Origin of the sequence: Streptomyces cyaneochromogenes (assembly GCF_003963535.1) — a bacterium.
In the GTDB taxonomy this organism is placed as follows: Bacteria; Actinomycetota; Actinomycetes; order Streptomycetales; family Streptomycetaceae; genus Streptomyces; species Streptomyces shaanxiensis.
This window is the reverse complement of sequence record NZ_CP034539.1, coordinates 3,455,616-3,469,665: the sequence shown is the minus strand read 5'-3', so window position 1 is coordinate 3,469,665 and position 14,050 is coordinate 3,455,616. Positions and strand designations below refer to the sequence as shown.

The 14,050-nt window shown below is 70.0% G+C and carries 14 protein-coding genes and 2 tRNA genes; 13 read left to right on the top strand and 3 right to left on the bottom strand.

From position 1 onward, the window contains the following. The first annotated feature begins 2 nt into the window (after nucleotides 1-2). The 4 genes from EJ357_RS15505 to EJ357_RS15490 all read left to right on the top strand — a co-directional run bounded on the left by EJ357_RS15505 (nucleotide 3) and on the right by EJ357_RS15490 (nucleotide 3,847). Nucleotides 3-467 (top strand): hypothetical protein, encoded by a 465-nt coding sequence (locus EJ357_RS15505; protein ID WP_407698490.1) that lies wholly within the window; start codon nucleotides 3-5, stop codon nucleotides 465-467. A 134-nt stretch (nucleotides 468-601) separates the two neighbouring features. After that, nucleotides 602-1,888 carry a glutamate-5-semialdehyde dehydrogenase gene (locus EJ357_RS15500; protein ID WP_126392185.1) on the top strand — a complete coding sequence of 429 codons (1,287 nt, stop codon included), beginning with the start codon at nucleotides 602-604 and terminating at the stop codon, nucleotides 1,886-1,888. Between the two features lie 185 nt (nucleotides 1,889-2,073). Then, nucleotides 2,074-2,652: an SCO2584 family spore wall biosynthesis protein gene (locus EJ357_RS15495; RefSeq protein ID WP_456114835.1), complete on the top strand. Its 579-nt coding sequence runs from the start codon at nucleotides 2,074-2,076 to the stop codon at nucleotides 2,650-2,652. Nucleotides 2,653-2,773: 121 nt separating this feature from the next. Then, the gene (locus tag EJ357_RS15490) at nucleotides 2,774-3,847 is read left to right on the top strand and encodes an SCO2583 family membrane protein (RefSeq protein WP_126392183.1); all 1,074 of its coding nucleotides are present in this window, start codon (nucleotides 2,774-2,776) and stop codon (nucleotides 3,845-3,847) included. A gap of 79 nt (nucleotides 3,848-3,926) precedes the next feature. Here EJ357_RS15490 and EJ357_RS15485 read toward each other — a convergent pair whose 3' ends face one another. Continuing rightward, nucleotides 3,927-5,063, bottom strand: a complete 1,137-nt coding sequence (locus tag EJ357_RS15485; RefSeq protein ID WP_407698488.1) for a M48 family metallopeptidase — start codon at nucleotides 5,061-5,063, stop codon at nucleotides 3,927-3,929. 124 nt (nucleotides 5,064-5,187) lie between these two features. Here EJ357_RS15485 and EJ357_RS48295 point away from each other — a divergent pair, with 124 nt between their 5' ends. From EJ357_RS48295 to EJ357_RS15445, 9 genes are all read left to right on the top strand, one after another. Then, nucleotides 5,188-5,349 carry a hypothetical protein gene (locus EJ357_RS48295; protein ID WP_175647405.1) on the top strand — a complete coding sequence of 54 codons (162 nt, stop codon included), beginning with the start codon at nucleotides 5,188-5,190 and terminating at the stop codon, nucleotides 5,347-5,349. Nucleotides 5,350-5,479: 130 nt separating this feature from the next. Further along, on the top strand, nucleotides 5,480-5,644 hold the full coding sequence (locus EJ357_RS48290; protein WP_031476884.1) for a hypothetical protein: 165 nt from the start codon (nucleotides 5,480-5,482) through the stop codon (nucleotides 5,642-5,644). 77 nt (nucleotides 5,645-5,721) lie between these two features. Next, the gene (nadD, locus tag EJ357_RS15480; protein ID WP_030051755.1) at nucleotides 5,722-6,360 is read left to right on the top strand and encodes a nicotinate-nucleotide adenylyltransferase; all 639 of its coding nucleotides are present in this window, start codon (nucleotides 5,722-5,724) and stop codon (nucleotides 6,358-6,360) included. Between the two features lie 25 nt (nucleotides 6,361-6,385). Further along, nucleotides 6,386-8,089: an LCP family protein gene (locus tag EJ357_RS15475; protein ID WP_126392181.1), complete on the top strand. Its 1,704-nt coding sequence runs from the start codon at nucleotides 6,386-6,388 to the stop codon at nucleotides 8,087-8,089. A 98-nt stretch (nucleotides 8,090-8,187) separates the two neighbouring features. Beyond that, complete coding sequence (gene rsfS, locus EJ357_RS15470) at nucleotides 8,188-8,634, top strand: ribosome silencing factor (protein WP_126392180.1); 447 nt, start codon at nucleotides 8,188-8,190, stop codon at nucleotides 8,632-8,634. After that, the gene (locus tag EJ357_RS15465) at nucleotides 8,631-9,302 is read left to right on the top strand and encodes a histidine phosphatase family protein (RefSeq protein WP_126392179.1); all 672 of its coding nucleotides are present in this window, start codon (nucleotides 8,631-8,633) and stop codon (nucleotides 9,300-9,302) included. Before rsfS ends, EJ357_RS15465 begins: the two co-directional genes overlap by 4 nt. 99 nt (nucleotides 9,303-9,401) lie before the next feature. Continuing rightward, a tRNA-Ala gene (locus EJ357_RS15460) sits at nucleotides 9,402-9,474 on the top strand. Between the two features lie 445 nt (nucleotides 9,475-9,919). Then, complete coding sequence (locus EJ357_RS15450; RefSeq protein ID WP_003976229.1) at nucleotides 9,920-10,153, top strand: hypothetical protein; 234 nt, start codon at nucleotides 9,920-9,922, stop codon at nucleotides 10,151-10,153. A 358-nt stretch (nucleotides 10,154-10,511) separates the two neighbouring features. After that, nucleotides 10,512-10,584 (top strand) — tRNA-Ala (locus EJ357_RS15445). A gap of 138 nt (nucleotides 10,585-10,722) precedes the next feature. Here EJ357_RS15445 and EJ357_RS15440 read toward each other — a convergent pair. Both EJ357_RS15440 and EJ357_RS15435 read right to left on the bottom strand, forming a co-directional pair. After that, nucleotides 10,723-12,336: an NADH-quinone oxidoreductase subunit NuoF family protein gene (locus EJ357_RS15440; protein ID WP_175647404.1), complete on the bottom strand. Its 1,614-nt coding sequence runs from the start codon at nucleotides 12,334-12,336 to the stop codon at nucleotides 10,723-10,725. After that, nucleotides 12,333-13,679 (bottom strand): ferric reductase-like transmembrane domain-containing protein, encoded by a 1,347-nt coding sequence (locus EJ357_RS15435; protein ID WP_175647403.1) that lies wholly within the window; start codon nucleotides 13,677-13,679, stop codon nucleotides 12,333-12,335. Before EJ357_RS15435 ends, EJ357_RS15440 begins: the two co-directional genes overlap by 4 nt. Between the last annotated feature and the right edge of the window lie 371 nt (nucleotides 13,680-14,050).

The following is a 14,050-nucleotide window of genomic DNA, read 5'->3' as shown; positions in this document are numbered from 1 at the left end:
TCGTGAGACGAGTGCGCCCTGGGACGGCGTCCCGTGGTGCCGGAGGGGCCTCGTCCCGTGCGGCCGGTGAGGAGCGCGCCTTGACGAGCGTCGCGGCCGGCGGACGGTACGAGGAGCCCAAGGACCTGCCCCGCCTGTGGCATGTCACCCTCAGCGTCTCCGGCCGGGAGGCCCCGCTGAAGGAGGTGCGGCGCGCCCTCGAACAGCTGGCCCACGACCACCCCTTTCTGCTGACCAGCAGGTACGCCAACGACCACGCCGAGATCCGCTACTGGGAAGAGGCCCGCGACCTGCACGACGCGGCCGCCGTGGCCCTGCGTCTGTGGGGCGAGCACCGGCAGAGCGCGGGGCTGCCGCCCTGGGAGATCGTCGGCCTGGAGGTCATCGACCGGGAGACCTACCACCAGCGCATCGCGGAGGGATACGGTCCGCCACCGGCGACTCCGGTGGGTGTCCACCCGTACTAGGGGCTCCGGCTGATCATGCCCATGTCGCAGGGCCCGGCGCACCCGAACCGGCGCCGCTCTCGGCACCCGGGAGGCCCGTCTCGCGGTTCGGAATGACCGATGGACCGGCCGCGCGAGCGCACTACCCTTCTTTCATGACCACGCTCTCGCCGTACGACTCCATGTCCCCGGTCACCCAGGCCGCCTACCGCGCCAAGTCCGCCGCCGCCGACCTCGCCCCGCTGCCGCGGGCGGAGAAGGACGATGCGCTGCTCGCCGTCGCGGACGCCCTGGAGGTCCGTACGAGCGAAATCGTCGAGGCCAACGCCAAGGACATCGCCAAGGCCCGCGAGGCCGGCACCAGCGAGGCGATCATCGACCGGCTGACGCTGACGCCGGAGCGTGTGCGGGCCATCGCCTCCGACGTGCGGGACGTCGTCGCGCTGCCCGACCCGGTCGGCGAGGTCGTGCGTGGGTCCACGCTCCCCAACGGCATCGACCTGCGCCAGGTCCGCGTCCCGCTGGGCGTCGTCGGCATCATCTACGAGGCCCGCCCGAACGTCACCGTGGACGCCGCCGCGCTCTGCCTGAAGTCCGGCAACGCGGTGCTGCTGCGCGGCTCGGCCTCGGCGTACGAGTCGAACAGCGCACTCGTGAGGGTGCTGCGCGACGCCGTCGGTGGGGCCGGGCTGCCCGCCGACGCCGTGCAGCTGGTGCCCGGGGAGAGCCGGGAGAGCGTGCGCGAGCTGATGCGGGCCCGCGGCCTGGTCGACGTGCTGATCCCGCGCGGCGGCGCCTCGCTGATCCAGACCGTCGTCAACGAGTCGATCGTCCCCGTCATCGAGACCGGCACCGGCAACTGCCACGTCTACGTCGACGCCCACGCCGACCTCGACATGGCGATCGACATCCTGATCAACTCCAAGGCGCAGCGCGTCAGCGTCTGCAACGCCGCCGAGACCCTCCTCGTCCACCAGGACATCGCCCCCGAGTTCCTGCCCCGGGCCCTGGACGCCCTCGCGGAGGCCGGCGTGACCGTGCACGCCGACGAAAGGGTGCTGGCGTACGCCAAGGACTCCGAGGCGACCGTCGTCGAGGCCACGGCGGAGGACTGGGAGACCGAGTACCTGTCGTACGACATCGCCGCCGCGGTCGTGGACTCGCTGGACAAGGCCGTCGAGCACATCCGGCTGTGGACCTCCGGCCACACCGAGGCCATCGTCACCACCTCGCAGCAGGCCGCCCGCCGCTTCACCCAGCTGGTCGACTCCACGACGGTCGCGGTGAACGCCTCCACGCGCTTCACCGACGGCGGCCAGTTCGGCTTCGGCGCGGAGATCGGCATCTCCACGCAGAAGCTGCACGCCCGCGGCCCGATGGGGCTGCCGGAGCTGACCAGCACGAAGTACATCGTCACGGGGGACGGGCACGTACGGCGCTGAGTCGCGCCGTATCCGCGCCATCGGGGGCGCGTAGGCGGGTCGTCGGGGCGCGGGGTGCGTGGCCAGGGCATATGCGCCCGACACGCGCCCCCGGCTGCCTCCGTGATGCACACGAGGTGTCTCACCAGGCGGATGAATTTCCATACCGTCTGCCCAAATTGACCCCCCAGGACTACTCTGGAGCCGTGCCGGAGGACGTGGGGGGCACGCCGTTCCCTGACGGCTGGGAGCCCGACGACGACCACGACCGCGGGGTGTCGGACGAAGAGTTCGCCTCCGTGGTCTTCGACGAGGCCTTCGTACAGGCGGCCGTGGTGCACGAGCCGACCGCCGTCGAACGCCTCCTGGCCGCCGCCCAGGCGAGAGCGGAGGCCTCCGAGGCGGAAGCGCGCCGGGCACACGGCCGCGGCGAGCGGTACGACGACGGGTACGGCCCCGACGGCCACACCGCTTTCGGCCATGATCCGGACTTCGACGATCCGGACGACACGGACATACTCGAGGGCCGTTACGGCGCCCCGGGTGCCTACGGCAAGCAGGTCCGCTGGCATCGTCCCGTCGCCTGGATCCTCGCCCTCGTGATGGGCGTCGGCATGGTCGCGCTGGCGTTCGCGGCGGTCTACCGCGGCGCCTCCTCCAGCAGCCGGGACCAGCAGGTCCCGCCGCCCGCGTCCACCGGGCTGGAGCAGGGCAGCGGAGCAGCTCCCTCCGCCTCCGCCGACCACTCCCAGCCGGCCATCTCGGCGACCCCGCGCACTCCCTGACCGGACCGGATCGAGGGCCTGGGCGCTGCTGGGAGCTGCCCGGCCATCCTGGTGAGAACCTGTCAGAACTTGTCGTGTACCAGGGCGTTTACCGGGGCTCCCGGCGACCTACCCTGAATATATGGGAGGGCCTGGAGACCCACCTGAGGGGACACCCGAGGGCGGACCCGGAGGTGGCGAGGACGAGTACCGATCCGTCGTCTTCGACGAGTCGTTCGTGCGTGCTGCCCGCCTCCAGGAGTTCTCCGCGCAGGAGCGCCTGAGCGACCACGCGCCCGCCGTACGCCGTCGTGCACCCATGCGCCGGGGACTGTCCCGGCAGGCGCTGATCCTCGTCCTGTTGATCGCCGTGGCCTTCGGTACGGCGATCTATATGGGTGTACGGCATCCCTATCAGAGCCCCGCCGGTTCCGGGCCGCCCGCCGAGCCCCTGCGGATGACCGTCATCCCGCTCGCCCCGCAGGGCAAGGTGCCCGGGGCGACCGACACCGACCACCTGTACGCGCAGAGCCCCGCCGCGCAGTTCCGTATCGGCGCCGAGGGCATTCCGCTTCCGGCCGCGCGGCGGACGGCGCACTTCTCGGACAGCCAGGTGACCAACGCGCTGAGCATCGCGAAGGACTACATCGTGCATTCCTCGCTGTATCCCGAGGTGCTCACCGGAGACCAGGTCCGGTCGGTCCGGGTGCTGCTCGACCCCGATCAACTGGACCAGTTCGACCAGAGCTTCAGGCAGCCGGCCGCGGACGGGCGGCACGCGCCGACCGGGTGGCTGGTTCGCTTCGACCCCGCCGAGACCGAGCTGGCCGATCGCAAGGTCCGGGTGCAGGGCACGCTCCAGGCCGCCGAGACCGACTCCTCCACCCTCGAGGTCACGGCCGACCACACCTTCGTGTACGCGCTGCGGTCCGCCCGGGCGGAGCAGGCGGGCGAGGCGTCGCTGTTCACCGTCCGGCGCGAGCTGCACTTCCGCTTCGACCGCGAGGACCTGCGGCTGCACCAGGCGCAGCTGGTGGTGTCCTACGTGCAGGCCGGCCCGCTGTCCTGCGCCGAGGACTCCACGAACCGCCTCCACCCGCTCCTGGCCGGCCAGACGGCGAAGGAGGGCGGCCCGGCGGGGACCGACCCCTATGCCACGGGCGGGGCCACGGCGCTGTGCGGGTCGCTGGCGGCGGGGGCCCAGCCGAAGGTGTGAGCCCCTCCTCAGGTGCGGTGAGTCCGTGGCCCGCAGGTGGCGTGCGTCCGTCCTCAGCTGCGTCGGCTGGTCAGCTGCCTCAGCTGCCGGACCCCTGGTCGTCGGTGTCGTCCGTGTGGTCCCGCCTCGGCTCGTCCTTCGGTGTCGAGGTCGTTGTCGTGCCCGTGCCCGTGAACCCCCCGAACCCGCGCCGTACCCGGCCGCCCAGGTCCCCGGCACCGCCGGCGATGTCCGTGACCAGCTTCATCAGGGGGTCCTTGGAGGACTTCACGTGATCGGCGTAATGGGACGCCGACTCACGGAAGGAGTCGGTGACCGACGTGTCCTTGTCCTCGGTGCGGCGCGGGTAGTGGCCGTCCATGATCCGCTGGTAGTCGCGCGTCTGGGCCCACTTCTTCAGCTCGGCCGCGCGGACCGTGGTGAACGGGTGCGAGCGGGGCAGGACGTTCAGGATCTTCAGGACCGAGTCGCGCAGGTCGCCGCCCGCCTCGTACTCCTCGGCCTGCTTCAGGAACGCGTCCACGTTCATCTCGTGCAGATGGTGGCCGCCCGCGAGCTTCATCAGACCGCGCATCGAGGACTGGAGGTCCTGGCCGACGAGCAGGCCGGCCCGGTCCGCGGAGAGCTCCGACTTGCGGAACCACTCCCGCAGCGCCGTCACGATCGCCATGATCGCGAGGTTGCCCAGCGGGATCCAGGCGACCCGGACGGCCAGACTGGTCAGGAACAGCAGGATCGTGCGGTACACCGAGTGGCCGGAGAGGGCGTGGCCCACCTCGTGGCCGATCACCGCCCGCATCTCCTCCTCGTCGAGCAGCTCGACCAGACCGGTGGTGACGACGATGATCGGCTCGTCCAGGCCGATGCACATCGCGTTCGGCACCGGGTCCTGGTTGACGTACATCGGCGGGACCTTCTCCAGGTCCAGGATGTAACAGGCGTCCCGCAGCATGTCGTTGAGGTTGGCGAACTGCTGGTCCGACACCCGCACCGAGTCCGACAGGAACAGCAGCCTGAGGCTGCGCTCGGGAAGCAGGCCGCTCAGCGCCTTGAAGACGGTGTCGAAGCCGCTGAGCTTGCGCAGGGCCACCAGGGCCGAGCGGTCCGCCGGGTGTTCGTACGCACGCGAGGAGATCCCCGGGAAACGCCTGCGCTGCCTGCTCGGCACGTTCTCGTGCCCGTTGTGCTCGTGGCCGTCGGACATGTCTTCCCCCATGTGCGTGTGGATGGCTCTGTGCGGCCCTTTGCGGAGCCTTGTTCCGCCCTTTGCGCCCCCGAAGCAGAGCCCAGCCTAGGCGGAGTTACCGTGGACGGGCACTACAGCGAAGGAGTTCCGCGCCATGGAGCACAACCCCGCAGCCGACTGGCTCACCCAGGCCGCGAGCGCGGCCGAGCAGCAGGGGGCGGGGAATCTGCTCCGGGTCGTGCTGATCGTGATGGTCGTGGGCTGTGTGCTGACCGCGTGGTTCCTGTTGCGGGGCTACAGGCGGAAGGACGACTGAGCCGCCGGGAAGGTTCCCCGCCGGTTCGTCCGGGCGCCCCAACGGTGGAGTCGGCGTGAGCGCCGTCATGGCGCCCGCTTACGATGGGCCGACATCTTTATCCCGCCCACACCGATAGGTCACGCCGAAGATGAGCTTCCACAGCGCAGCTGCCCAGTTGGTCACCCTCGCCGCCGAGGGCGAGGAGCACGGCGGCAACCACGACAGCATCAGCGCGCTGGCCACCGGCGGCGGCGCGTTCATCATCCTCATGCTGCTGCTGTGGATCACCACCCGCTTCAACCGCGACCGCTGAGTCCCGGCCAGGCCCCTCACTCCGCCCCGGCAACGGTCGGCCGGAGCTCTCAGGCGGGGCCGGTAGGGTCTGCACGCATGGGAGAGCAGGACATGCCTACCGGCCCCGGAAACGGCCCGTCGAACCCCGGCAAGCGCCGTCTCGGCGTCATGGGCGGAACGTTTGACCCGATCCACCACGGGCACCTCGTCGCGGCCAGTGAGGTCGCCGCGCAGTTCCACCTCGACGAGGTCGTGTTCGTACCGACCGGCCAGCCCTGGCAGAAGAGCCACCGGCACGTCTCCCCGGCCGAGGACCGCTATCTGATGACGGTCATCGCCACCGCCGAGAACCCGCAGTTCTCCGTCAGCCGCATCGACATCGACCGAGGCGGCCCGACGTACACCGTGGACACCCTGCGCGACCTGCGCGCGCTCAATCCGGACACGGACCTCTTCTTCATCACCGGCGCCGACGCCCTCGGCCAGATCCTGACCTGGCGGGACTCGGTGGAGCTGTTCTCCCTCGCGCACTTCGTCGGGGTCACCCGCCCCGGCCACCATCTCGACGACGCCGGGCTCCCGGAGGGCGGCGTGTCGTTGGTCGAGGTTCCCGCACTGGCCATCTCGTCCACCGATTGCCGCGCGAGAGTCGCAAAGGGCGACCCCATCTGGTATCTGGTGCCGGACGGAGTCGTGCGCTACATCGACAAACGTGAGCTGTACCGCGGCGAGTGAGGCGAGTGAGCCGAGAGGGGCGACGGTGAACGACCGATACGACGCGGGGTATGGAGACGACCAGTACGAACTCGTCGGCTACGACGAGTACGGGCGGCCGGTGTACCGACAGGTAGCGCCGCCGCAGCAGCCTCAGCAGCAGTACGACCCCTACGCACAGCAGGGGTACGGCTACGACCCGTACGCAACCGGCCGCCAGCAGCCGGTCCCGCCGTACGACCCGTACGCCGGTGGCGACACCGGTCAGCAGCCGCCCACGCCCTCCTACGACCCGTACGGCACCGGCACGCACCAGCAGCCGGCCGGCGGGCACTCACCGCCGTACGACCCCTACGGCCGCACCGCCACCAGCGGTCACCAGCCCCGTGTCGCCGAGCAGACCGCCTACATCCCGCAGCAGGCGGGGCCGGTCGAGGAGCCCCTGCCCCAGGGCCGGGGGGACCAGGGAGACCGGGACTACCGCACCGAGCAGTTCGCCTTCGTCGAGGAGCCCGACCAGGACTCCGAGGACGTCATCGACTGGCTGAAGTTCACCGAGAACCGCACCGAGCGCCGCGAGGAGGCCAAGCGCCGGGCACGCGCGCGCGTGGTCGCCCTCGTGGTCGTGCTGGCGCTCGTCGCGGCCGGTGGCGTCGGCTACCTCTGGTACGCCGGGAAGCTGCCCGGACTGTCGACGTCGGACGACAAGACCGGCACCGACACCCCGGTGGCCGCCCAGAAGCGGGACGTGATCGTCGTCCATCTGCACAACACCAAGAAGGGCGGCACCTCCACGGCGCTGCTCGTCGACAACACCACCACCAACCAGGGCACCACCGTCCTGCTGCCCAACTCCCTCGCCGTGTCCGGCGACGACGGCGCCACGACCACCCTGGCCAAGTCGGTCGACGACGACGGCTCCTCCGGGACGCGCGACGCGATCGACACCGTCCTCGGCACCGAGATCCAGGGCACCTGGCGGCTGGACACCCCGTATCTGCAGAACCTCGTCGACCTGGTCGGCAACATCGAGGTCGACACCAACGCCGACGTGCCCGACCCGGACGCCAAGACCAAGGGCGCCGCACCCCTCGTGCGCAAGGGCAAGGCCCAGACCCTCAGCGGCAAGACGGCCGTCGCCTACGCCACGTACCAGGCCTCCGGCGAGGCCCAGAACGCCCAGCTGGAGCGGTTCGGGCAGGTCATGCAGGCCGTGCTGCGCAAGATGACCTCCGACACCCAGGGCGCGACCGTCACCGTGCAGACGCTGGGCATGATCATCGAACCGCCGCTGACCGACAAGGACCTGGGCGCCTTCCTCGCCAAGCTCGCCGAACTCGCCAAGGGCGGCGACTACAAGACGGCCATGCTGCCCGTCCAGGCCGACGGCACGCTGAGCGCCCAGGCGAGCGGCAGCGTCGTCAAGAACGTCCTCGGCGGCACCGCCAAGAGCCCCGACAAGGACGCCGCGGTCCGCGTGTCCGTCCAGAACGCCAGCGGCACCAAGGACAACACCGAGAAGGCCCGCGTGGTGCTGCTGAACGGCGGCTTCACCTTCCTGGAGGGCGGTACGGCGTCCGCGGCGGCCACGTCCAAGGTCGTCTACGCCGACGCCGCCGACAAGGCGAACGCCACCGAGGTCGCCAAGACCCTCGGCCTTTCCGCCGACGCGGTCACCAAGGGCCAGGTCTCGGGGAACGCGGACGTCTCGGTGGTCCTGGGCCAGGACTACGCGCCCTCGTCCTCATGACCACGGGGCACCCCACGTGAGCCGATAATCACGTGGGGTGCTGTCGGCGGTCCGTGAGACCCTTGGTGTCAAGTGACCACCGACCCGAAAGCCTTGTAGTGACCGCTACCGACCGTTCCCTCGAGCTCGTCACCACCGCCGCCCAGGCGGCCGCCGACAAGCTCGCGCACGACATCATCGCCTACGACGTCAGCGACGTCCTGTCGATCACGGACGCCTTCCTGCTGGCCTCCGCACCCAACGACCGCCAGGTCAAGTCGATCGTCGACGAGATCGAGGAGCGGCTCCAGAAGGAGCTCGGCGCCAAGCCGGTGCGCCGTGAGGGCGACCGCGAGGCACGCTGGGTGCTGCTCGACTACGTCGACATCGTGGTGCACGTCCAGCACAGCGAGGAGCGCGTCTTCTACGCCCTGGAGCGGCTGTGGAAGGACTGCCCCGAGCTCGAGCTGCCCGACGACGCCAAGGCCACCCGCGGCAAGGCCGAGGAGCACGCCAAGCTGCAGGCCTCCGAGGAGGCGGCCGAACTGGGCGGTGAGTGGCGATGAGTGCCACCGGCGAGGTGCTCGCCGGCAAGCCCGGCCGGGGCCGCCGCGTCATCCTGTGGCGGCACGGCCAGACCTCCTGGAACGTGGAGCGCCGCTTCCAGGGCTCCACGGACGTCGCCCTCACCGAGGCGGGCGTATCCCAGGCCCGCCGTGCCGCCCGGTTGCTCGTCAGCCTCAAGCCCGACGCGATCATCGCCTCCGACCTCCAGCGCGCCGCCGACACGGCCGCCGAGCTGGCCGGGCTCACCGGCCTGGAGGTGACCCACGACGAGGGTCTGCGCGAGACCTACGCGGGCGTCTGGCAGGGGCTGACGCACGAGGAGATCATCGCCCGCTACGGCGAGGAGTACGCCGCGTGGAAGCGCGGTGAGCCGGTGCGCCGCGGAGGCGGTGAACTGGAGACCGAGGTCGCCGACCGCGCCGCGCCCGTGGTGCTCCGGCACGCCGAGAAGCTCCCGGACGACGGCACGCTCGTCGTGGTCAGCCACGGCGGCACGATCCGTACGACCATCGGCCGACTCCTGGGCCTGGAGCCCCGGTACTGGGAGAGCCTCGGCGGCCTGACCAACTGCTGCTGGTCCGTCCTCGGCGAGGGCGCCCGCGGCTGGCGTCTGCTGGAGCACAACGCCGGCACCCTGCCGGAGCCGGTGCTCGGCGACGACGACTGACGCCGGATTTCACTTTCCGGCAGGTCGCAGGCTAGAGTTCTTCTTGTTCGCCCGCCGAGCGGGAGGACGAGACGACATGCGGCTTCCACCGTGTGTCGCGGGGCTATAGCTCAGTTGGTAGAGCGCCTGCATGGCATGCAGGAGGTCAGGAGTTCAATTCTCCTTAGCTCCACAGTGAGACAACAAGATCCCGCCGATCGCTTCGATCGGCGGGATCTTCTGGTATCCGCCCCGAACTGTTCCGCGCCCGGCTTGAGTCACTTGGGCCTGCGAGGCGTATACCTCTCAAGAGGCGCTTTGGGGTGCGTGTTCGCACGGTTCGTACGGCCGCCACGGCTGCCGTGTCCGGACTGGTACTGAGGCGTCGCTGACCGTATTGGTCCGGTCGTGGCAGAATCAAACGGCCGGAAGGGGGCGCGACCCGACGGGAGGGAGTGGTGATGCCTGCGAGCATCCTCGGAGAGGTCGGTCACCTCTTCGAAGCAGCGTTGACACGGGATACGATCACCCGCCTCAGCTGCCCTTCCTGCGGCTCCGTCCATGTCGCCCAGCTCCTCGGTGACAACGGCGGAATTTCCTACGTGTGCACGGCCTGCGGCCACAGCTGGAGCTGATCGATGGGTGCACACAGGCGAAAGTGCGACTGGTGCGGCAGCGGAACGCCGATCGTCCGTGACATGGAACCGGTGAACCCCGACTACCAGTACTGGTGCGAGGAATGCGCCCGGGCGCTGATCATAAAAGGCGACCCCATCGAGACCTACCGTGAACTCGAGGGCGAACCGATCTACGGCCGCCTCCTCGAAGAACACTGCACACTCAAGCGCTTCTATTCCTTCGTCACGGCTTGACGCGTCACGGCTTGACGTCGGGCGGGGCTGGGCGGAGTGACCCCGGTCACGAGGAAAAGGCAGCCTGCCGTTCCGTAGTCGGCCGAGAACATCAACTCGATGCCGTTCTGACGCAGTTCGAGCCGCCCGGGCCGTGTGGCACCCATCACACCCACTCGAGACCTGCGCGGCGCGCTGCGCGACCCAGGCAGGCGACCAGGGCGACCGGTGCCCACGGCGGACTGCGGAGGACGCGATCACGGTCACGAAGGCCGACATTGACGCCCGTATCGGCGCGGACCGGAAACGATTTGGTGCTGCACCAGGTCGACCGGTAATGTTGGCGTCGCCGCCGGGGAAACCGGGCGGACCAAAGCAAGGGGCTATAGCTCAGTTGGTAGAGCGCCTGCATGGCATGCAGGAGGTCAGGAGTTCAATTCTCCTTAGCTCCACAGTAGATCCCGCCGGGTCAGTTGATCCGGCGGGATCTTTTTGCGTCTGCGGAAGCCGCCGCTGCGCAGGCCGTTGAGGAACAGGAAGAGGGGCCGCCGTCCCGCTTGGACGGCCCCTCTACGCGTGCGTGCCTGGTGTCAGCGGCCCAGTGCGCGCCTGCCGCGGCCCTGGGAGAGAACGGGCAGGTTGTTGCGGGAGGAGTCCTGCGCGCGCGTGTCCTCCTCGATGCGCAGGGCGAGTGCCGGGCAACGGCGTACCGCGCGCAGGGCCTTGGCCTCGGCGTAGCGCGGCACCATCGCCTGGGCGACGGTCGGGAAGCCGTCGGCGCCGAGCTGGAAGACCTCCGGGAGGATGTCCGCGCACAGGCCGTGGCCGCGGCACAGGGTCCAGTCGACGTAGATCTTCTGGCGGCTGGGGCCGTTCTCCTCCGCCTCGGCGCCGCCCGGGATGCCCGCCGGGCCCCTGCCGCCCTCGAAGAGCGGCAGAACGCCCTCCACGGGCCGTCCGCAGCCATTGCCGAGGACGTGCGCCGCGAGGTCGTCGGTGAACGCCTTGATGGTCGACTCCAGGAACATCGCGGAGCCGTCCGGGTGCGAGCACGCGCCGCGCCGCTTCACGTTCTTCGCAACCTGCTTGAGCGCCTCCAGGGCGGCGGGTCCACCGCCGTTGAGGATGTCCTCCATGCCGCGCGCGGCGGCCGGCAGACCGAGGTAGCAGGGACCGCACTGGCCCGCGCTCTCCTCGGCCAGCCACTGTGCGACGCGGAGGGACTCGCCCAGCGGGCATGTTTCCTGGGTGATCGGCAGGATCGCGCCGGCGCCCAGCGAACCGCCCACCGCGTCCAGGGAGTTGCGCGAGACGATGGCCTCGTTGACCGTCGCCGCGTCGATCCACTTGCCGTGGTAGCCGCCGGTGAGCACGCCCTGCGGGACGGGCGGGGCGCCGGCGAGCTGGAGGACGTAGCGCAGCGGCACGCCCGTGGGGACCTCGATGACCATAGGGCGTGCGACTGCGCCGGAGACCGTGAGCATGACGGTGCCCGGCTCGTCGTACAGGCCGGTGTTGCCGTAGCGCTCCGGGCCGATGCGGGCGGCGATCGCGAGCTGGGCGAAGGTCTCGGCGTTGGACAGCAGGGTCGGGGCGCCGCCGACGCCGTTCTGCGAGGCGCTGACCTTGCGGCCGGGCGGGATCGCCGGGCCGCCGTCGATGGAGCGGATCACGGAGGCGGCGGCGCCGGTGACCATGCGCACCGGGTTGCGCTGCACGAACGCGCGTAGCGCGGACCGACGGCTGTTGCTGAGGCCGCGTTCGGCGAGGGCGGCCTCCATGGAGCGCTGGGTGGACTCCCGGGTGACCGCCACCACGAGCGTGCGGGCACCCATGGCCTCGGCGCACAGCAGGGCGCCGTCCAGGATGAGATGCGGGGCACGGTTGATCATCACCGTGTCCTTGCGGCAGGCCGGTTCGTCCTCACTGCCGTTGACGACCACGACCGGCCGTACCCCGCGCTTGATCGCGGCCTCCGCGACCGAGCGCAGCTTCTTGTGGAAGGGGAAGCCCGCGCCGCCGCGGCCCTTCAGGTTGATGTTCTCGGCGAGCTTCGCGAGTTGCTCGCCGCCCAACGGTTCGAGCGGCCCGTGCACCTTCAGATGCATGGGCAGGTCAAGTCTTTCGACAAGGTCGAAGCCCGACGTGAGCTGGGGAAGTCCGACCACGCGGACTTCGGGTACGTCGGGCAGGGCCTCGTTCACTTAAAGCCTCCGGAAGGCGTGTTCCAAGGTTCGCCCGAACCCGGTGCGTCGAAGTCGTAGGACGCACCGGGGAAAGTTTCAGTGGCGGGACCGCTGTTGTTGTACGTGTCGTTCTGGTTGTACGTACCGAAGGCGGCGTTCGTCTCAGAGGTGTCGTACACATCACTCGAGCCATAGCCCGAAGCGCCCGAGCCGTAGCCCGGGGTGCCCAAATTGTCATAGACGGGGATGTTGTATCCCGTGTCATTGAGTGGGTCGTAGGACGACGGGGGCGCCTCGCCGACCGGCGGTGGGGAGGGAATCGGCCAGCTGCCGGTGCTGCCCGCGCCGCCGTCGACGCGGGGGATCGCCTCCGTCGGCTGCATGTCCAGCGGCAGGTCCATGCGCGCGGTCTGGTCGGCGTACGGCTGCTGTTGCTGCCCGCGGGAGCGCGGGTTGACGGCGCGGTAGGCGGCCGCGAAGCCGCCCGTGGTCTCCGCGGCCGACGGGGGCTGGGCGGGCATGCCGGGCAGCGGGCCGGTCCGTTCGTCGCGGGACTGCCGTGACGAGCGGGACGGGCGCTGATCCTGGTAGCCCGGCAGCGAGCTCCCGGACGCCGCCCTGGCGCGGCTCTCCTCCAGGTCCTCGCGGGCCCCCGGCTCGTTGCCGATGATCTGGGCGATCCGGTCGGCGAACTTGCGCTTGACCGGGCGCGGGGCGGCGCGCAGCGCGAGGGCCGCGGCGACGGCCACCACGCACAGCTCGTAGCAGACCATGAAGAAGGTCTTCGCCGGGCGGCCCGCGAACAGGCCGTGGATCAGGGCGGCACACCAGGCGGGGTAGGCCAGCATGTGCATCGCCCGCCAGCGCGCGGCGACCGGTGCGGGGGAGGCGAACCGGTTGCGCAGCGCGCCGGTGACGCCCACGAAGATCATGAGTAGCGCGGCCAGGGAACCCAGGCCGATGAGGAAGGCGCTGCCGGGGATCTCGTCGCCGCCGAACAGCACGAGGCTGAAGGGGATCAGCGCGGCGATCGGGCTTGCGTGCTCCAGCGCCAGCTTGACGCCTATGTGCACCAGGAGGAACGCGATGGAGGCCACGGCGGTCACCCGGTGGATGCCCTGCGCGATGATCCGCTGGCGGGTGTTGAGGATCATCCGGTCCTGGGCGACCAGGCCCCAGATCACCGAGCAGGTGAGGCAGACGAGCGACAGGACACCGGCACCGAAGTTGAGGAACTCCTGGAGCCAGGTGCCGCCGAGCAGCACGACCAGGGGTATGAGCAGCACAACAGCAGCGGTCGCCACCCCGTAGGCCGACCGGCCCGTCCTGGGGAGCGAACTGTTACTACGACGAGGGTTCATGGGGGCAACTCCGAGCGGTTCGGGAAGGCGGTCCCGCTGCCGCACTCTAAGTGGCTCCATACCGGTGGGTACGGCGTTTGAGTTATTGCGTTGTTATCTACGGGCTGTATGGGGCTTGTGATGTCCCTTAGCGACTGTTACGCCAGGTAACAGTTGAGTGTTGTTCAACTTCTCCAGGTCTTCACAACTCTGAGGTACGCAATCGGGGGCGTCATTGTTCACGCGCGCCCCCGTCGGAAGCCCGTCGCGACCCGCTCCGGCGCTGCGGTACCCTGACGCCATGCGTGCCGTACGCCTTCTGCTTAGCGGGCCGCGCTGATCAGTCCCGACCACCGGGTGAATCGGATGGTCGGAATCGGCGCGGCGTCCCC